The following is a 17,971-nucleotide window of genomic DNA, read 5'->3' as shown; positions in this document are numbered from 1 at the left end:
AATGTTGTGGTTAAAAAGCATTCTGTACTTTTACTATACAACGCTATTTTTGCCATTATCTTTAATGGGTTAGCGCAGCTTTTTGAACAAAAACAGACTAAATTCTCTATTTTTCAGTCTATTAAGAAAAGATAATATTCTGATTTTTGCCATAGATAAACAAAAAAAAGTCCGCTATGCAGCATAAAATAACGGCACAAAGAGCCGAATAAAACGCTGGATTTTAGGTTAAAATTCTGTCGATTTTTCGATCCATGCTGTTTCGGACTGCCGCCGGAGTTATCGAAAAACGAATCACCTGGCTGCCAGGGCAAAAAAGAGAGAGCCTGCAGCAGAATAAATTGAGTACACTGACCGTCATTTCCGTGATTTGAGCCCATTGCCCATGAAGCTGACCATCATCCGTTTAGAGACCTTTAGCGACCAGGACCACATTTGCCTTGGCAAGATCTGGCCCGCCGGTACTGCCACAGAACGTGCGCTCGACGACGCTCACCGTCTGTATGCCGCCCGCTTTAATGAACGCCTGCTTGCCGCCGTGAAGGTGACGTTGAACGGTGCCCATGGCCAGCTTGATGATCTTTGCGTACGCGAAGTCACCCGCCGCCGCGGTGTAGGGCAGTATCTGGTGGAAGAGGTGATGCGCGATAACCCGCAGGTCAACCGCTGGACGCTGAGCAAGTCAGGTGTTGAAGAGAGCCTGGAAATGGCGGCGTTTGCGAAAGCACTGGGGTTTAAATCGCAGACAGACGGCTGGGTTCGCGGGTAGTGACGATCCCGGCGTCGGCTAACGCCTCGGCCGGGCGACATCTCATGCAGGCCTGATAAGCGCAGCGCCATCAGGCAGCGCTACGCACATTGCCGGATGGCGGTATACACCTTATCCGGCCTCCATTTGATGCGGTTCCGTAGCGCAATAAAGTCTTACTTCGCGTCGGTCGCCGTACCGTTCGCGTGCCAGTTGAAGACACCGAATTCGAAGCCCTTCAGGTCACCTTTCTCATCCCAGGACAGCGGCCCCATGACGGTATCGACGGTGTTGGCCTTCAGGAATTTAGCAATCTCAGCCGGATCGTCAGAGTGGTTCAGGCCCGCCTGCAGCGACTGCAGCGCCGCGTAGGTGGTCCACACGAACGCACCGCTCGGATCCTGTTTCTTCGCCTTAATCGCATCAACGATCGGTTTGTTCGCTGGAACCTGGTCGTAGTTCTTAGGTTTCGTCACCAGCAGACCTTCCGCAGAATCGCCCGCGATATTAGACAGCGACACGTTCGCCACGCCTTCCGGCCCCATGAACTGGGTTTTCAGACCAGCAGCCCGAGCCTGACGCAGGATCTGGCCCATCTCAGGGTGGTAACCGCCGAAGTAAACAAAGTCGATGTTCTCTTTCTTCAGTCGCGCAACCAGCGTAGAGAAGTCTTTCTCACCAGCGGTAATACCGTCAAAGAAGACCACATTCGCGCCGCCCTTCTTCAGGCCGTCCTGCACCGCGCGCGCCAGGCCTTCACCGTACTGCTGCTTATCGTGAACGACTGCGATGCGCTGTGGCTTCACTTTCTCGAGGATGTATTTCGCGGCGGTCGGGCCCTGGTCGGAGTCCAGACCGGTGGTGCGCAGAATCAGCTTATAGCCGCGAGCGGTCAGTTCCGGCGCCGTCGCTGCCGGAGTAATCATCAAGATACCTTCATCTTCATAGATATCAGACGCAGGCTGTGTAGAGGAGGAGCAGAGGTGACCGATAACGTATTTGATCCCGTCATTCACCACTTTGTTTGCCACCGCAACCGCCTGTTTCGGATCGCAGGCGTCATCATATTTGACGATTTCCAGCTTATTACCTTTGATACCGCCTTTGGCGTTAATATCGGCAACCGCCTGAGTCGCACCGCTGAACTCCTGGTCACCGTACTGCGCCACCGGGCCGGACATTGCGCCAACAACAGCAACTTTAATATTTTCTGCTAATGCCATATTGCTGAATGCCAGTGCAATACATCCTGCCAGTAACGCTTTACCCTTCATTTTCATCCTGAGGTTCCCCATTGTTATGGTTATTGCATTTGTTGTGATGTTGTTATTTAGCACATTATTCTTATATCAGACGCATGGTAAGTATAAGATATTAATATTAAGGGACACTGCCTGTGCTTTTGCAGCATACTCTGCTAAAACATACCCCATTTTTATGAATTTGAAACGTTAATTTTGACGGATTTGTAACGCGAAAATGACAAAAAAAAGCCACTCATCGGAGTGGCTTAAATGTTCGGGTGACAACATAAAGTAGGCCGGATAAGGCAACGCCGCCATCCGGCAATGCACATGGCGCTGCGCTTATTCCGCCAGCGCCCGGCGAATCACCTCCAGCGCCTGCTGGAACTGTTTCTCTGGAATGGTGAGCGGATAAAGGAAGCGGATGACGTTGCCGTAGACGCCGCAGCTCAGCAGCAGCACCCCTTCCGCCAGCGCGCGCTCCTGCACTAATTTGGTGAATTCCGGTGACGGCTCGCGGGTTTGCGGGTCGACAAACTCGACGGCCACCATCGATCCCACGCCGCGCACGTCGGCAATCGCCGGGCAGCTTTCTCGGGTCTTGTTCAGCACTTCAATGAGATGCTGGCCCAGGTGATTCGCCCGCGTGCACAGCGCTTCTGCGTCAATCACGTCCAGCACCGCATGGGCGGCAGCAATCGCCAGCGGGTTACCGGCGTAGGTACCGCCAAGGCCGCCCGGCGCAGGCGCATCCATCACTTCGGCACGCCCGACCACGCCTGAAAGCGGGAAACCGCCGGCCAGGCTTTTGGCCATCGTGATCAAATCCGGCTTCACGCTGTGGTGTTCCATCGCAAAGAGCTTGCCGGTACGGGCAAAACCGGTTTGCACCTCATCGGCAATCAGCAGAATACCGTGGGTATCGCACAGCGTACGCAGCGCCTGCATAAAGTCAGGCGGCGCAACGTTAAAGCCCCCCTCTCCCTGCACCGGCTCAAGAATAATGGCCGCAACTTGATCTGCTGCGATGTCGGCTTTGAAAATGTGGTTCAGGCTTTTCAGGGCCATATCGGTCGTCACACCGTGTGCAGCGTTTGGATAGAGCGCATGGTAGACCGAACCGGGGAACGGGCCAAAACCGATTTTGTAGGGCGCCACTTTGCCTGTCAGGGCCATCGTCATAAAGGTACGGCCGTGGAAACCACCGCCGAAGGTAATCAACCCCGGACGCCGGGTGTAGGCGCGGGCAATTTTTACCGCATTCTCTACGGCTTCAGCCCCGGTGCTGAAGAACGCCGTTTTGGCATTTCCAGCAATCGGCGCCGCTGCATTAATACGTTCTGCTAATGATACATAGCTTTCGTAGGGGACAATCTGATAGGCGGTATGGGTGAAAGCCTGAAGCTGTTTCTCCACCGCAGCCATCACCTGCGGGTGACGATGGCCGGTATTCAGCACCGCAATCCCGGCGGCAAAATCGATATACTCATTCCCTTCAATATCCCACAGCGTGGCGTTCTCAGCGCGATCCGCATAGAATCCGCACATCACGCCAACCCCGCGCGGCGTCGCCTGCAAACGCCGATGATTCAGTGACTCGTTACTCACGGTAAACCCCCTGCCGTTAAAAGACGGAAAAATTCGTAGCGCTTATTGAGTTTTTGCCATTGGCTGAATTAACGCCAGCGGCAAACGCGAAATAAGCAGAGGAAAGCGTGATGACGGTGAGATTATCTGGAGGACGAGCCCGTAGCGGGGCCGATTGCCGGATGGCGGATGCACCTTATCCAGCCTACAAAACAAAAACCCCCGAATTCACATTCGAGGGTTCATTGGGTACGACGCCAAAAATCAGGCTTCGATAGCCGCACGCAGTTTTTTCATCGCGTTCTTTTCAAGCTGGCGCACGCGCTCAGCGGAAACGCCGTAACGATCGGCCAGTTCCTGCAGCGTAGACTTGTTGTCTTCATCCAGCCAGCGGGCACGGATGATGTCCTGGCTACGTTCGTCCAGGCCCTGCATCGCGTCGGTCAGCTTGTTGGCCGCCTGCTCTTCCCAGTTATCGTCTTCAATGCCGTCAGCAAAGTTTGACGATTTGTCCTGCAGATAGAGCACCGGGGCAACCGTCTGGCTGTCGGATTCATCATCCGAGGACATATCAAACGCCATGTCCTGCGCCGCCATACGTGATTCCATTTCACGCACGTCTTTGCTGGATACGCCCAGCTCGCGGGCCACCATTTCCACTTCGTCCTGATTGAACCAGCCCAGACGCTGCTTGGTTTTACGCAGGTTGAAGAACAGCTTACGCTGTGCCTTAGTGGTCGCAACTTTGACGATACGCCAGTTACGCAGCACATATTCGTGGATTTCTGCTTTGATCCAGTGCACCGCAAAGGAGACAAGGCGTACGCCCACTTCTGGGTTAAAACGACGCACCGCTTTCATCAGGCCAATGTTACCTTCCTGAATCAGGTCCGCCTGCGGCAGGCCATAGCCCGAGTAGTTACGAGCAATATGAACAACAAAGCGCAGGTGAGACAGGATCAGCGTTTTAGCTGCTTCCAGATCGCCCTGGTAATGCAGCCGTTCAGCAAGCGCCTTTTCTTCATCAGCCGTCAACATCGGCCATGCGTTCGCAGCCCGGATATAGGATTCCAGGTTACCAACAGGGGCTAACGCTAAATTTTGCATTTCTTTGGTCATTCAAATCCTCTCAATTCACTTCATACTGACGTGGTTTGTTCCCGAGGGCAACAAACATGCCAGGCTCGATGAGCAACGAGAATATCATCCGCTCTTTTATCAGACAGTGAGTTTATCCACAAGTTCCATGCAACAGTGTGAATAAATTGCGCACAAAATGTGACACGCGATAGCCGCGAGGGCAGAAAGATGGGGTTTAAAACGGCATCCCCTGCGGACGGAAGTCGTCGCAGGGGAAGAGTATAACAGAACTTTTTTAGTCGGGGGTAAAGTGGCGTAAATGTTGTACCGTGGCAAGCCAGGCTGCCACCCAACCAATCATCGAACACAGCAGCAGCAGCAGCAAACATTCATCGAAGGACAGGCCGCTCAACTCGAACTGCGTACCGAACACCCGCGCCACTTCGGTCACCGCTGACGACAGGCGCATCACCAGAATCTCCGACAAAATCAGCGACAGGAACGCGCCGGCAAAACCGAGCAGCGCGCCGCCGTACAGAAACGGACGCAGAATAAAGCCATCGGTCGCGCCAATCAGCTTCTGCACGTTAATGGTATCGCGACGAGCAAAGATGCTCAGACGCACGCTGTTACCAATGACGAGGAACACCGCCGCCACCATCAGCACGCCGATCATCGCCGCCACGCGCCCTACCAGCCCGGTAATCGAAGCCAGACGCGCAAACCAGCTGTCATCCATGCGCACTTCGTTGACGCCCTGAATCTGCGCCACGCGGTCGCGCAGCGTATTCAGCGCTTCCGTCGTCTGGAAGTCGATTTTCGGAATAACGACCGCTACCGCGGGCAGCGGGTTCTCTTCCAGCATATCCAACGCGCCGCCAAAACCCGACCAGTTGCGGAATTCGCCCAGCGCCTCGTCGCGGGAAAGATAGTTCACCTTATCCACGCCCTGCTCGGCCTGAAGCTGGCCCACGACTTTCGCCGCCGCGTCGTCATCCAGCGTTTTTTCCAGATAGACGGTAATCTGCGGGGACGGATAGTACTGGGACGCCGCGGTGTTCACGTTCTTGTACACCATGTAGCAAACGCTTGGCAGCGTCAGGGAGATAGCGATAACCATCACCGTCAGGAAGGTGGCGAACGGTTTGCTTTTCAGATCCTGCAGCGCGCCCTGCCACGCATAGCGCACCTGCTCATTGAACACGTTGGTTTTGCGTGAATTCGGCTTCGGCGCGGGCTTGCTGCGCTTCGGCGCATTGCGCCCGCCGTCCCCCCCCGAGGTCACAGACTGACGGAAACGATCGAGGCGTCCGCCAAACTGGCGAATCTGGTTGATTGCATCGCGCTTATTCACTTGTCAGGCCTCCGTGCAAGTGGCCGTCGCTCAGCGTTAGCATGCGATACGAACGGCTGGAGATCAGTCCAATATCGTGGGTTGCCATCAGTACCGTTACGCCCACGCGGTTAAACTCTTCAAACAGCCGCAGGATGCCTTCCGACAGCGCGTTATCCAGGTTACCGGTAGGTTCATCCGCCAGCAGTACCGCGGGTTTATTCACCACCGCGCGCGCGATGCCCACGCGCTGCTGCTCACCGCCGGAAAGCTGGATCGGGAAGTTTTTCGCCTTGTCCAGCAGCCCGACTTTATCCAGCGCGGCCGACACGCGGCGACGGATATCGTCGGCGCTGGCACCCGCAATAATCAAAGGGATCGCGACGTTGTCAAAAACGGTACGGTCCATCAGCAAATGGTGATCCTGGAAAATCATGCCGATCTGACGGCGCAGAAACGGCACCTCGCGGTTCTTCAGGCGGCTGATATCGTGGCCGCTGAAGAAGATTTTGCCAGCGCTCGGCCGTTCAATCCCACAGATAAGCTTCAGCAGGGTACTCTTACCCGCGCCGGAGTGGCCGGTCAGAAATGCCATCTCGCCCGGCTGCAGGTGGAAAGTGACGCCCTGCAGCGCTTGTCTCCCGCCGAGATAGGCTTTGCTGACGTGTTCAAAGCGAATCATTGTTAGTCCTCTCGGGCAAAAAGTGCCTCAATAAAATCGCCCGCTTTAAACGGACGCAAGTCCTCTATACGTTCGCCGACGCCGATATAACGAATCGGGATACCGAACTGGTCCGCCACGGAGAATATCACCCCACCTTTGGCGGTACCGTCGAGTTTAGTCAACGTAATGCCGGTCAGGCCCACAGCCTCATGGAACAGTTTGGCCTGGCTGATAGCGTTCTGCCCGGTGCTGGCGTCAATAGTCAGCATCACCTCATGCGGCGCATCCACGTCGAGTTTCTTCATCACGCGGACAATTTTCTTCAGCTCTTCCATCAGGTGCGATTTGTTCTGCAGGCGCCCGGCGGTATCGGCAATCAGCACATCGACGTTACGCGCTTTCGCAGCCTGAATAGCGTCAAAGATGACCGAAGCCGAGTCTGCGCCGGTGTGCTGCGCAATCACCGGAATGTTGTTGCGCTGGCCCCAGACCTGCAGCTGCTCGACAGCCGCGGCGCGGAAGGTGTCGCCTGCCGCCAGCATGACGGATTTACCCTGCTGCTCAAACTGGCGTGCCAGCTTGCCGATGGTGGTGGTTTTACCCACGCCGTTGACGCCGACCATCAGAATGACGAATGGCGTTTTGCCTTCAATATTAAGCGGTTCATCAACTTTTGCGAGAATTTCACCCATTTCTTCTTTCAGCAGACCGTACAGCGCTTCGGCATCGCGCAGCTGTTTACGGCTGGCGGTGTCGGTCAGGCTACTGATAATTTTACGGGTGGTCTCCACGCCAACGTCGGCAATCAACAGCTGTTCTTCGAGCTCTTCAAATAGATCGTCGTCGATTTTCTTGCCGCGGAACAGACTGATAAATCCGGAACCGAGATTTTCTTTTGTTTTCAGCAAACTGCGCTTCAGGCGCGCAAAGAAACCTTCTTTGGTTGGTTTTTCCTGCTCCTGCTGGGCATCGTCGGACGACGCATCATCTTGTGCTTCGATGTCGTCTTCGGACTGTGTCGCCAGCGCCTGTGCTTCCAGTTCTTCGTCGGTTAGCGCAGGCTCAACGTCGTCAATCACCTCTGGCTGGATTTCCTCGACCGCTTCCGGCTGTGCTTCAACAACCGGCTGGATTTCTTCAACCACCTCCGGCTGCACTTCGGCAACCGGCTGGATTTCTTCAACCGCTTCCGGCTGCGCTTCGACAACCGGCTGGATTTCTTCAACCGCTTCCGGCCGCGCTTCGACAACCGGCTGGATCTCTTCAACCGCTTCCGGCTGCGCTTCAGCAACCGGCTGGATCTCTTCAACCGCTTCCGGCTGCGCTTCGGCAACCGGCTGGATTTCTTCAACCGCTTCCGGCTGCGCTTTTTCGCTTTCCGCGACCTGCTCGGTCACTTCCACGACTTCAGCAGCAAAAGCTTCGCTCTCGGCAACCGTATGGCCGTCTTCAGCGGCAGGTGTCGGTTCGGCAACGACTTCCGGCTCGGCAGCAGGCGTATCTTCTACCGGCTGCGATTCGATTTTTTCTTCTGATTCAACAACCTGTTCCTGTTCTTTTTGCCCAAAGCCCAGCCAGGAAAAAAAGCCACGTTTTTTTTCTTTTGCCATTTGCTACCACACTCCCCGCTGTTTTTGATGGCGCCACTTCGCCACAATCGACGCGAAGGCTAAAATTAAGGATGAAATTAGTGGCTTAGTCTACCACTTAACTTCCCTGTCTTCACCGCTTTCACCCAGCAGAGCAGATCGCTAGAATAGCAGGCCGAAAGAGCGACCAGAGCAAGCAAATGAAAAAACCAACTTCCGGCGGCAGTGGCCAGATTCGCATTATTGGCGGTCAGTGGCGCGGCCGTAAACTCCCCGTTCCTGATAGCCCAGGATTGCGCCCCACCACCGACCGGGTGCGCGAAACGCTATTCAACTGGCTGGCCCCGTCGATGGTCGACGCCCGTTGCCTGGACTGCTTCGCGGGCAGCGGCGCGCTGGGGCTGGAAGCGCTCTCTCGCTACGCCGCCAGCGCGACGCTGCTGGAGATGGAGCGTCATGTCGCCCAACAGCTGCAAAAAAATCTTGCGACGCTGAAGGCCGGGCATGGCAAAGTGGTCAATACTAACTCCCTTACCTTCCTCAACCAGGCCGGTACGCCGCACGATATCGTGTTTGTCGATCCGCCGTTTCGTAAGGGGTTACTGGAAGAGACGCTACGCCTGCTTGAGAGCAACGGCTGGCTGGCCGACGGCGCGTTAATCTACGTCGAAAGCGAAGTCGAAAACGGACTGCCGCCGGTGCCCGCAGGCTGGGATCTGCACAGAGAAAAAATAGCGGGTCAGGTGGCCTACCGCCTCTATCATCGTGAAGAACAGGGAGAAAAGGATGCTGATTAATCTGGGTCGCTTATTGATGCTGTGCGTGTGGGCGTTTCTGGCGCTCAACCTGTTCCATCCGTTCCCGCGCCCGCTGAATATTTTCGTCAACGTCGCGCTGGTCTTTATGGTCCTGATGCACGGTATGCAGATGGCGCTGCTGCAATCGACGCTGCCAAAAGATGGACCGCAGATGACGCGCGGTGAAAAGGTCCGTATTTTCCTTTTCGGCGTCTTCGAACTGCTGGTGTGGCAGAAGAAAATTGGCGCCAGCCTGAAGAAGAAATAATCGGCCGGCCTGGCGCTACGCCAGGCCGCGTTGCCTTACTCGGCGTGAAACGCCACGAAGCACGAGCCTTTGTAGCTCAGGGTCCCTTTGTCCCCCACCGTCAGTTGATGATACTGCGCGGCATCGACCCGAAAACTCACCTCCAGCCCCCCCTGCTCCGGCTTAAAGCCGACGTCATAGCGCATTTCACTGCCCGCAGGCGTCACCGTCTGCTGACGAGAGCGACGATCGTTAAGCACCTTCTCGCGTTTATTGCTAACGACCACCCGCTTTTGCATCAGCGGCGCGGCATCGTTGTCCATCTTTTCTCGCCGCTGCTGCACATAGCGAAAAGACGCCGCCACCACGATAACGGCTACGACCACGATGAAAAAAAGGGGCATTTTGCTCATTTCAGGTTCTCTTAAGAATTTACGCAAATGATAGTAAAGGGCGCGGTCAGCCATTGTCATCAGGTCGCCAGCCCGACTACACTGAATATTCAGGACTGGCTATACAGTACCCATCAATGATAACAGGGACTTAATATGCTTTGGTCGTTCATCGCCGTTTTCTTCTCAGGCTGGCTCTATGTCGATGCCGCCTACCGTGGCCCTACCTGGCAGCGCTGGGTCTTTAAACCCATCACGCTTATCTTATTGCTGTTTCTCGCCTGGCAGGCGCCCATGTTTAACGCCATCAGCTACCTGGTGCTGGCGGGCCTGTGCGCCGCATTGGTCGGCGATACCCTCACACAGCTACCGCGTCAGCGGATGCTGTACGCCGTAGGGGCATTTTTCCTCTCGCACCTGCTGTATACCATCTGGTTCGCCAGCCAGCTGACCTTCACCTTCTTCTGGCCGCTGCCGGTAGTGCTGTTGGTGATTGGCGCGCTGTGGCTGGCGGTCATCTGGACGCGGCTTGAAGAGATGCGCCTGCCGGTACTGGCCTTTATCGGCATGACGCTGGTGATGGTGTGGGTAGCGGGTGAACAGTGGTTCCTGCGGCCAACGGACACCGCGATGTCCGGTTTCCTCGGCGCCTCGCTGCTGCTTATTGGTAACATTGTGTGGCTGTTCAGCCAGTATCGCCGCCGCTTCCGCGCCGATACCGCAATTTATGCCGCCTGCTACTTTGCCGGACATTTCTTTATCGTTCGCGCGCTGTATCTGTAATTTCCTGCTTGACTCTGGAGTCGACTCCAGAGTGTATGCTGCGCTTAATGAATCAACGATCATTAACCGGAGGATACCATGTCGACTCCAGAGACACAGGGCAAGAAGCCCCCTCAGTTCACCTCATTCAAGCCCGCGCTCGTACCGCAGGATGATTGCTGCTGCGACAGCCAGTGCGCGAGCACAGTAGCGCCGGCCGACGCCGTGCTCGACGCCCGCTACAGCTGGGTCGTCAACGGTATGGACTGCGCCGCCTGCGCCCGTAAAGTAGAGACGGCAGCCGCCCAGGTGGCCGGCGTGAAAAAAGCGAAGGTGGTCTTTGCCACCGAAAAACTGCTGGTTGAAGCCGATGAAGACGTACGCACACAGGTGGAAAAGGCGGTCAGCGCCGCTGGCTACACGCTGCGTGGCGAAGATACCCCTCAGGCCAACGCCGCGGACTCCCGCTGGAAAGAAAACCTGCCGCTGATAGTGCTGATCGTCATGATGGCGATCAGCTGGGGGCTGGAACAGTTTAATCATCCGTTCGGCAACCTTGCGTTTATCGCCACTACGCTGGTCGGCCTGTACCCTATCGCCCGCCAGGCGCTGCGCTTAATCAAGAGCGGTAGCTGGTTTGCCATTGAAACGCTGATGAGCGTCGCAGCCCTCGGCGCGCTGTTTATCGGCGCAACGGCCGAAGCAGCCATGGTGCTGTTGCTGTTTTTAATCGGGGAACGGCTAGAGGGCTGGGCGGCAAACCGCGCGCGTCAGGGCGTAAGCGCACTGATGGCGCTGAAGCCAGATACCGCCGTGCGCGTGCGCGACGGCCAGCGTGAAACCGTAGCCCAAAAGGACCTGCAGCCGGGAGACGTGATTGAAGTCGCTGCCGGCGGCCGTCTGCCTGCCGACGGTAAATTGTTAACGCCTTTCGCCAGCTTTGATGAAAGTGCTTTAACCGGCGAGTCGATTCCCGTTGAGCGTAGCGCCGGAGAAAGCGTACCGGCAGGCGCGACCAGCGCTGACCGTCTGGTGCAGCTGAGCGTCATCTCGAAGCCGGGCGATAGCGCCATTGACCGCATCCTGCGCCTGATTGAAGAGGCCGAAGAGCGCCGCGCGCCTATCGAGCGCTTTATCGACCGCTTCAGCCGTATCTACACCCCGGCCATTATGGCGGTTGCGCTGCTGGTCACGCTGGTGCCGCCGCTGCTGTTTGCCGCGTCATGGGAAGAATGGATTTACAAAGGGCTGACTCTGCTGTTGATTGGCTGCCCGTGCGCGCTGGTCATTTCTACACCTGCAGCAATAACCTCTGGCCTCGCCACTGCAGCGCGTCAAGGCGCGTTGATAAAAGGCGGCGCGGCGCTCGAGCAGCTCGGCCTGATTCGCCAGATGGCGTTTGATAAAACCGGTACCCTGACCCTCGGGAAACCGCAGGTCACCCGTATTATCCCTGCCGCCGAACTGGCTGAAGATGCGCTGTTGGCGCTGGCGGCCTCCGTTGAGCAAGGATCCACGCATCCGCTGGCGCAGGCGATTGTTCGCGAAGCGCAGCAGCGTCAGTTGGCTATCCCACAGGCCAAAGCGCAGCGTACGCTGGTCGGTTCAGGGATTGAAGCGGAGGTCGATGGCCAGTCCATCGTGATTTGCGCAGCAGGAAAAATCCCGGCAGATGCGCAGCAGGCGCAGATTCAGCAGCTGGAAAATGAAGGTAATACCGTGGTGTTGGTCACCCGCGACGAGACGCTGTTGGGCATTCTGGCGCTGCGCGATACGGTACGTCAGGAAGCGCGGCAGGCAGTGGACGGCCTGCGTGAACTGGGGATTCAGGGTATCATCCTCACCGGCGATAACCCACGGGCCGCGAAGGCGATTGCCGACGAGCTGGGGATGACGTACCGCGCGAATCTGCTGCCTGCCGACAAGGTCAAAGAGGTCACTGCGTTGAACGCACAAGGGCCGCTGGCCATGGTTGGCGACGGCATCAACGACGCTCCGGCAATGAAAGCAGCGGCAATGGGGATTGCGATGGGCAGCGGTACCGACGTCGCGCTGGAAACCGCCGACGCGGCGCTGACCCACAACCGCCTGACCGGGCTGGTGCAAATGATCCGTCTGGCGCGCGCGACCCATGCCAACGTACGGCAGAACATCGCCATTGCGCTGGGGCTGAAGGGCATATTCCTGGTCACCACCCTGCTCGGTATGACCGGATTATGGCTGGCGGTGCTGGCCGATACCGGCGCAACGGTACTGGTGACGCTGAACGCGCTGCGGCTACTGCGAAGGAAATAACCGCGCAGTCCTGTCTGCCGGGTGGCGGCTACGCCTTACCCGGCCTACGGGTTACCTACCCTGTAGGCCTGATAAGCATAGCGCCATCAGGCAGTTCGGCACAGAGCGCGGATGGTGCACTGCACGCTTATTCGTTGATCGCCTCAAGCATCACCAGCCGATCGCTCACCCGCTTTTTCGCCGACGGCGAGGTAGCAGCTGCGAGCTCAGCCTGTAACGCTGCCTGTTTTTGCTTCTTCGCCTGCGGGTCGCTAAACAGCAGCGTTTTCACATTCAGCGACGCGACGTTGCTATAGCGGCCATCATCGCTGGTCGGCACGCTGATTTTGCCTTCATTCAGCAGATTTTCGACAATTTTACGTTCACGATCGTAGCCTTCTAGCCCTGCCAGCTTCCAGCGCTGCACCGTTTGTCCCTGATATTTACCGTGCTTCACTTCGCTCAGATAGCGAATCGTTAAATTGCGGATAGTCCCCGCCTCTTCGCCATACTCAGCTTTGCTGTCCGACAATACCGGGAACTGCATCCCTTCCAGCGCGCCGCCCTTTTGCGTCAGGTGGCCCATGCGATAGCTGTTCATACCAAGACGAATCGGCGTGCTGTCCGTTACCGGCGTGCCATCGGCCATTTTCAGATCGCGAATGCGCTGCCCGGCGGGCTGGCGCAGATCGATAGTGTAGGTGACGCCATCAAAGAAATCGTTGGTGGAATATTTAGAGGCCCGTCGCTGCGGATTAAAACTGTAAGTGACGTCGCCGTCATGCACTTGGTTAAAGTAGCCCGCCGACCACTCCATGTACTTTTTCAGCTCTTTGCCGGTCAACTGATACACGGTGATTTCGCCGCCCGCATACTGATAGTTAAAGGCAATATCTTTCGCCTTAATGGTTCCAACGTTGAGCTTAGGCTGGTCATTATCGATCTGCAGTGCGATAACCTGCGCTTTTGGCGCGAAGTGGCGGCTGGCATCCTGATACAGCTTGCTGATACCGGTATCCTGAATATGTACCTGTGGAATCCCCTTCACCGCATCCGGCGGGACCAGGTCCTGGCCGCTCAGTTCGGCAATGGGTCGATTAGCGTTGGCGCGCAGAATTTTATGATAAGGCTGATATACCGTTTCCAGCGCTTTATCCGATGCCATCCCTTTAATGCTATAGGTGTAACTGTCTTTGTTGATCAGCACATATTTGCCGTCGCGCAGCTCAAACTGCAGATCGATTCGCGACAGCGCGCGGCCGTATTTATCCGGTTCGGTGATAATCACGCCGTTAATCACTTCTTTGTCGACCTTCACGTGCATGTGTCCGGCGACGATAGCCGCCAGTTCAGGGTTAGCGCGCGCAATATCGCCCACCCCGGTGCCCGGCCGCTGGTTCTCGTTATCAATCCCCATGTGTGCCACCAGCACAATAGCGTCTACCTGGCCCTGAATCTTCTGGATGGCCTGTTTTACCGCATCAACCGGATCGGTAAAGTTCAACCCTTTTACCCGGTCAGTGCCTTTGGCAAATTCGGCGGTCATCGGCGTATCCATGCCGATCACGCCAATTTTTACGCCCTGGCGTTCAATAATCTTATAAGCAGGAAGGTAAGGCTTGCCGCTGTCCCACAGGATATTCCCGGCCAGCGCCGTGCCCTTAAACTGGTTGAGCGAAGTCGACAGCGATTTCAGGCCAAAATCGAATTCGTGGTTGCCCATCACCCACACGTCATAGTCCATGGCGTTAAAGCCGAGGATCATCGGGCTGGTTTTGTCGTTCTTAAAGGTTTCAACAAAATTGCCCTGTATGGTATCGCCCGCGTCGACCAGGATGACGTTTGGCTGCTGGCTACGCACCTGGCGAACCTGGGTGGCAATCTGACTCAGGCTTCCGGCCAGGTTTTCCGTATCCGTCGAATAATCCCACGGGACGAAGGTGCCGTGGAGATCGGAAGTCCCGAGAATCGTGATATTGACGGGTTCAGCCATCGCCGCAGAAGTACCCAAGCAGAGTAAGAGCGCAAGAAGTGATTTTTTCATTTTTATTGATGTGCCCAAAGGGGAATGAGGCAAAATTATGCGATTCACATCAATAAGTTTACTAGCAGCTTTACAGGGTAAACATGAAAAGTGAGAGACAGCTCAAGCTTGTTAAGCTGTCGAGACGGCGGTAATTAGTGGCTTTTGCGTAACAGATAACGGTACGGCAGCGCGTCGATCTGCTGGGCAATCAGCTCATGTTCCATAAAGCGACAAAAGCCCGGAATATCGCGCGTCGTGGCGGGATCGTCAGCGATAATCAGCAGCGTTTCGCCCACCGGCATCGTGCGCACGGTTTTACGCACCATCATTACCGGCTCGGGACAGCGCAGCCCTTGCGCGTCCAGGGTGTGGTCGGGGCTGGAGAACAAATCGGTCATTATCTTCTCGTCATCATCAAAAAACGCGCTTAGTTTACGCTGACCGCGTGATGAAGCAACCAGGTTAACGATTGCGCGAAAAACAACCATTGCAATGACGCACGAAAGCAGTATCATTCCGGCCCTGCAATAGGTTTGCAGATTATTGGGTTCCCTCACCCCACCGCTAAAAAGGTACAATATGACTCTCTTTACCGCGACACAGCGCCGTCACGCGCTGGTCTGGCTATCGCTATTTCATCTGGTGGTGATCACCTCCAGTAACTATCTGGTGCAGCTGCCGGTCAGCATTTTCGGCTTCCACACCACCTGGGGCGCATTTAGCTTCCCGTTTATCTTCCTCGCCACCGATCTGACCGTGCGCATTTTTGGCGCGCCACTCGCGCGACGCATCGTGTTTGCGGTGATGATCCCGGCGTTGATGATCTCATACGTCATTTCATCGCTGTTCTACATGGGCGAATGGCAGGGCTTTGGCGCACTGGCGCACTTCAACCTGTTCGTCGCTCGTATTGCCGCCGCGAGCTTTATGGCCTACGCGCTGGGGCAGATCCTCGACGTTCACGTGTTTAATCGCCTGCGCCAGAACCGCCGATGGTGGCTTGCGCCGACGGCCTCGACGCTGTTCGGCAACATCAGCGACACGCTGGCCTTCTTCTTCATCGCGTTCTGGCGCAGTACCGACCCGTTCATGGCCGATCACTGGGTTGAAATCGCCCTCGTCGACTACAGCTTTAAAGTACTTATCAGCATTGTTTTCTTCCTGCCGATGTATGGCGTACTGCTGAATATGCTATTGAAAAAGCTGGCAGATAAATCTGATTTGTCGGCAATGCAGCCAGGTTAAGGGTTCATCTGACGGGTTGTGTTAAGATAGGCGCAAGAGCCGTTCATGGCTATTTATCGAAAGGAAGAAGTCAATGCGCAAATTGGTGAAATATGCTGGTATTGGCCTGCTGGTGATGGGGCTTGCTGCCTGCGACAACAGCGATACCAACGCCCCAGCCCAGGGTTCAGCTGCGGCAAGCGATGCCGCGGGCCAGTCGATTAACCTGCTCGACGGCAAGCTGAGCTTCACGCTGCCAGCCGGGATGACCGACCAAAGCGGTAAGCTGGGTACCCAGAGCAACAACATGCACGTTTACTCTGACGCCACCGGCCAAAAAGCGGTCATCGTTATCATCGGTGATAGCGCCAATGAAGAGCTGTCGGTCCTGGCAAACCGCCTGGAAGAACAGCAGCGCAGCCGCGACCCGCAGCTGCAGGTGGTGACCAACAAATCCATCGAGCTGAAAGGTCATACCCTACAGCAGTTGGACAGCATCATCTCTGCCAAAGGGCAAACCGCCTATTCTTCCATTGTTCTGGGCAAAATTGACAACAAACTGCTGACCCTGCAGGTTACGCTGCCGGCGGACAACCAGCAGCAGGCGCAGGCCGATGCTGAGAAAATCATCAATACGCTGGTTATCAACTAAGCCAGTCTGATGCCAATGCGGCCTCTTGCGAACCTACGCCAGAGGCCGTTTTTTTAGCCGCCATCCAAGCAGCAGCGCCACCGCCACCAGCCCTGCGGCAGCCAGATAGATTGTCGATACCCCCATCCACGCCATCATCAGCCCGGCCAGCGGCCCGGTAATGCCCAATGATAAATCCATAAACACGGTATACGTCGCCAACGCCGACCCCTGATTCTGCTGCGGCACCGCCTTGACCGCCACCACGCCCAGCGCGGGAAACACCAACGAGAAGCCCGCCCCGGCAAGGAAAGTGCCCAGCTTGGCCATCAGCGGCGTCGCCGCAACACCAACCAGCAGTAGGCCAGCAACCTCCACGGCAAAGCAGATCATCGCCACGTTCAGGCCACCAAGCCGGTTGATGCCGTTAGGGAACAACAGCCGCGTGCCCACGAAGGCGCAGCTGAACAAAGTAAGCGCAAAGGCAGCGCCGTCCCAGCCTTTAGCATCGTAGAACAGCGTGATAAAGGTCGCGATCACGCCAAATCCTGCAGAGGCCAGCGCCAGCGCCATGCCGTAGGGCCAGACGCGACCCAACACCGCGCGGAAGGACATAGCTTTGCCCTTTTTCGCCTTAACTTCATCACGGGGCAGCGCCGCCAGAATTGCCACGGCGGCGACCGCCATAATCGCCAGCGCCAGCCCATGCAGGCCGATGTAGCGGTAGCACAGCACGCCGAGCGGCGCGCCCATCGCCATTGCACCGTAGGTAACAATGCCGTTCCACGAAATCACTCGCCCGATGTGCGGCGAACCCACCACGCCAACGCCCCACAGCGTGGATCCGGTGCCGGCAAAGCTCTGGCCAATCCCCAAAATGACGCGCCCCACGCATAGCAGGACAAGGCTGAGCAGCGGCCAGCCGCCGCCGAATGCCGCCAGCAGGTAGCTCAGTCCACTGAGAAAGCAGCCGCATAAACCAAAAACGACGATTTTTTTCGGCCCCAACTGGTCAGCATAGCGCCCGGCATGGGGGCGGCTGAGCAGCGTAGCAAAATATTGCAGGCTAATGACCAACCCGGCCCAGAAGGCGCTAAACCCCATAACATCATGGACATAGCCTGGCAGCACCGCCAACGGCAGGCCGATGGTGAGATAGCTGGCAAAGTTGAATATAACGACGGAGACAATACGCAGATTGAGGCGCAGACCGCTTAGCTGCTCCTCCGCGTCGGCCACAGGCATGGCTAATCCCTTATAGACGCAACAAAAATGGCATTATTGCATATTTTGTCGCCGGGGCGAGGCTTATAGGATGCACGGCCTGATAGGCGCAGCGCCATCAGGCAGAATGGCGCAAATTGCCGGATGGC

The 17,971-nt window shown here is 56.4% G+C and carries 17 protein-coding genes; 7 read left to right on the top strand and 10 right to left on the bottom strand.

The window, feature by feature from the left end:
* The first annotated feature begins 385 nt into the window (after positions 1–385).
* Entirely contained in the window at positions 386–769 is a 384-nt protein-coding gene (panM, locus tag H7R56_RS01835; RefSeq protein ID WP_106925083.1) for an aspartate 1-decarboxylase autocleavage activator PanM, read from the top strand.
* Between the two features lie 155 nt (positions 770–924).
* On the opposite strand, the gene livJ is transcribed toward panM, so the two are convergent.
* From livJ to ftsY, 6 genes are all read right to left on the bottom strand, one after another.
* Positions 925–2,028: a branched chain amino acid ABC transporter substrate-binding protein LivJ gene (gene livJ, locus H7R56_RS01830; RefSeq protein ID WP_106925082.1), complete on the bottom strand. Its 1,104-nt coding sequence runs from the start codon at positions 2,026–2,028 to the stop codon at positions 925–927.
* A gap of 306 nt (positions 2,029–2,334) precedes the next feature.
* Entirely contained in the window at positions 2,335–3,600 is a 1,266-nt protein-coding gene (locus tag H7R56_RS01825; protein WP_106925081.1) for a 4-aminobutyrate--2-oxoglutarate transaminase, read from the bottom strand.
* A 243-nt stretch (positions 3,601–3,843) separates the two neighbouring features.
* A complete protein-coding gene (gene rpoH / locus H7R56_RS01820; RefSeq protein WP_106925080.1) occupies positions 3,844–4,698 on the bottom strand; it encodes an RNA polymerase sigma factor RpoH in 855 nt (284 codons plus the stop codon).
* A gap of 256 nt (positions 4,699–4,954) precedes the next feature.
* Entirely contained in the window at positions 4,955–6,013 is a 1,059-nt protein-coding gene (gene ftsX / locus H7R56_RS01815; protein ID WP_106925079.1) for a permease-like cell division protein FtsX, read from the bottom strand.
* Entirely contained in the window at positions 6,006–6,674 is a 669-nt protein-coding gene (ftsE, locus tag H7R56_RS01810) for a cell division ATP-binding protein FtsE (RefSeq protein WP_106925078.1), read from the bottom strand. Before ftsE ends, ftsX begins: the two co-directional genes overlap by 8 nt.
* Before the next feature lie 2 nt (positions 6,675–6,676).
* Positions 6,677–8,266 (bottom strand): signal recognition particle-docking protein FtsY, encoded by a 1,590-nt coding sequence (gene ftsY / locus H7R56_RS01805; protein WP_106925077.1) that lies wholly within the window; start codon positions 8,264–8,266, stop codon positions 6,677–6,679.
* A 179-nt stretch (positions 8,267–8,445) separates the two neighbouring features.
* Here ftsY and rsmD point away from each other — a divergent pair, with 179 nt between their 5' ends.
* Entirely contained in the window at positions 8,446–9,042 is a 597-nt protein-coding gene (rsmD, locus tag H7R56_RS01800; RefSeq protein ID WP_106925076.1) for a 16S rRNA (guanine(966)-N(2))-methyltransferase, read from the top strand.
* Positions 9,032–9,310, top strand: coding sequence for a DUF1145 family protein (locus H7R56_RS01795; protein WP_106925075.1), 279 nt, complete (start codon positions 9,032–9,034; stop codon positions 9,308–9,310). The genes rsmD and H7R56_RS01795 overlap by 11 nt, the downstream gene beginning before the upstream one ends.
* Before the next feature lie 35 nt (positions 9,311–9,345).
* On the opposite strand, the gene H7R56_RS01790 is transcribed toward H7R56_RS01795, so the two are convergent.
* Positions 9,346–9,693 (bottom strand): DUF2500 domain-containing protein, encoded by a 348-nt coding sequence (locus H7R56_RS01790; protein ID WP_182928674.1) that lies wholly within the window; start codon positions 9,691–9,693, stop codon positions 9,346–9,348.
* A gap of 144 nt (positions 9,694–9,837) precedes the next feature.
* Here H7R56_RS01790 and H7R56_RS01785 point away from each other — a divergent pair, with 144 nt between their 5' ends.
* Both H7R56_RS01785 and zntA read left to right on the top strand, forming a co-directional pair.
* Positions 9,838–10,464, top strand: coding sequence for a lysoplasmalogenase (locus H7R56_RS01785; RefSeq protein WP_106925073.1), 627 nt, complete (start codon positions 9,838–9,840; stop codon positions 10,462–10,464).
* Positions 10,465–10,542: 78 nt separating this feature from the next.
* Complete coding sequence (gene zntA / locus H7R56_RS01780) at positions 10,543–12,738, top strand: Zn(II)/Cd(II)/Pb(II) translocating P-type ATPase ZntA (RefSeq protein WP_106925072.1); 2,196 nt, start codon at positions 10,543–10,545, stop codon at positions 12,736–12,738.
* 127 nt (positions 12,739–12,865) lie between these two features.
* Here zntA and H7R56_RS01775 read toward each other — a convergent pair whose 3' ends face one another.
* Both H7R56_RS01775 and tusA read right to left on the bottom strand, forming a co-directional pair.
* The gene (locus tag H7R56_RS01775) at positions 12,866–14,761 is read right to left on the bottom strand and encodes a bifunctional metallophosphatase/5'-nucleotidase (RefSeq protein WP_182928499.1); all 1,896 of its coding nucleotides are present in this window, start codon (positions 14,759–14,761) and stop codon (positions 12,866–12,868) included.
* Positions 14,762–14,895: 134 nt separating this feature from the next.
* Entirely contained in the window at positions 14,896–15,141 is a 246-nt protein-coding gene (tusA, locus tag H7R56_RS01770) for a sulfurtransferase TusA (RefSeq protein ID WP_106925187.1), read from the bottom strand.
* 181 nt (positions 15,142–15,322) lie between these two features.
* On the opposite strand from tusA, the gene H7R56_RS01765 reads away from it, so the two are divergent.
* Positions 15,323–15,988 carry a 7-cyano-7-deazaguanine/7-aminomethyl-7-deazaguanine transporter gene (locus H7R56_RS01765; protein WP_106925070.1) on the top strand — a complete coding sequence of 222 codons (666 nt, stop codon included), beginning with the start codon at positions 15,323–15,325 and terminating at the stop codon, positions 15,986–15,988.
* 73 nt (positions 15,989–16,061) lie between these two features.
* Positions 16,062–16,619 carry a DcrB family lipoprotein gene (locus H7R56_RS01760; RefSeq protein WP_106925069.1) on the top strand — a complete coding sequence of 186 codons (558 nt, stop codon included), beginning with the start codon at positions 16,062–16,064 and terminating at the stop codon, positions 16,617–16,619.
* Between the two features lie 33 nt (positions 16,620–16,652).
* Here the strand turns inward: H7R56_RS01760 and H7R56_RS01755 are convergent, their stop codons facing one another.
* Positions 16,653–17,843, bottom strand: a complete 1,191-nt coding sequence (locus tag H7R56_RS01755) for an MFS transporter (RefSeq protein WP_106925068.1) — start codon at positions 17,841–17,843, stop codon at positions 16,653–16,655.
* Positions 17,844–17,971: the final 128 nt, after the last annotated feature.

It is taken from the genome of Klebsiella sp. WP3-W18-ESBL-02 (genome assembly GCF_014168815.1).
GTDB classification, from domain to species: domain Bacteria; phylum Pseudomonadota; class Gammaproteobacteria; order Enterobacterales; family Enterobacteriaceae; genus Kluyvera; species Kluyvera ascorbata_B.
This window is presented reverse-complemented; position numbering and strand designations above follow the sequence as displayed.

What these genes read in the sequence shown, in the direction of transcription:
- H7R56_RS01765 (WP_106925070.1), top strand. Translation starts at nt 15,323, where the DNA reads ATGACTCTCTTTACCGCGACACAGCGCCGTCACGCGCTGGTCTGGCTA.
- ftsE (WP_106925078.1), bottom strand. Translation starts at nt 6,674, where the DNA reads ATGATTCGCTTTGAACACGTCAGCAAAGCCTATCTCGGCGGGAGACAA.
- H7R56_RS01760 (WP_106925069.1), top strand. Translation starts at nt 16,062, where the DNA reads ATGCGCAAATTGGTGAAATATGCTGGTATTGGCCTGCTGGTGATGGGG.
- rsmD (WP_106925076.1), top strand. Translation starts at nt 8,446, where the DNA reads ATGAAAAAACCAACTTCCGGCGGCAGTGGCCAGATTCGCATTATTGGC.
- H7R56_RS01790 (WP_182928674.1), bottom strand. Translation starts at nt 9,693, where the DNA reads ATGCCCCTTTTTTTCATCGTGGTCGTAGCCGTTATCGTGGTGGCGGCG.
- H7R56_RS01785 (WP_106925073.1), top strand. Translation starts at nt 9,838, where the DNA reads ATGCTTTGGTCGTTCATCGCCGTTTTCTTCTCAGGCTGGCTCTATGTC.
- tusA (WP_106925187.1), bottom strand. Translation starts at nt 15,141, where the DNA reads ATGACCGATTTGTTCTCCAGCCCCGACCACACCCTGGACGCGCAAGGG.
- zntA (WP_106925072.1), top strand. Translation starts at nt 10,543, where the DNA reads ATGTCGACTCCAGAGACACAGGGCAAGAAGCCCCCTCAGTTCACCTCA.
- livJ (WP_106925082.1), bottom strand. Translation starts at nt 2,028, where the DNA reads ATGAAAATGAAGGGTAAAGCGTTACTGGCAGGATGTATTGCACTGGCA.
- H7R56_RS01775 (WP_182928499.1), bottom strand. Translation starts at nt 14,761, where the DNA reads ATGAAAAAATCACTTCTTGCGCTCTTACTCTGCTTGGGTACTTCTGCG.
- rpoH (WP_106925080.1), bottom strand. Translation starts at nt 4,698, where the DNA reads ATGACCAAAGAAATGCAAAATTTAGCGTTAGCCCCTGTTGGTAACCTG.
- H7R56_RS01755 (WP_106925068.1), bottom strand. Translation starts at nt 17,843, where the DNA reads ATGCCTGTGGCCGACGCGGAGGAGCAGCTAAGCGGTCTGCGCCTCAAT.
- H7R56_RS01795 (WP_106925075.1), top strand. Translation starts at nt 9,032, where the DNA reads ATGCTGATTAATCTGGGTCGCTTATTGATGCTGTGCGTGTGGGCGTTT.
- ftsY (WP_106925077.1), bottom strand. Translation starts at nt 8,266, where the DNA reads ATGGCAAAAGAAAAAAAACGTGGCTTTTTTTCCTGGCTGGGCTTTGGG.
- panM (WP_106925083.1), top strand. Translation starts at nt 386, where the DNA reads ATGAAGCTGACCATCATCCGTTTAGAGACCTTTAGCGACCAGGACCAC.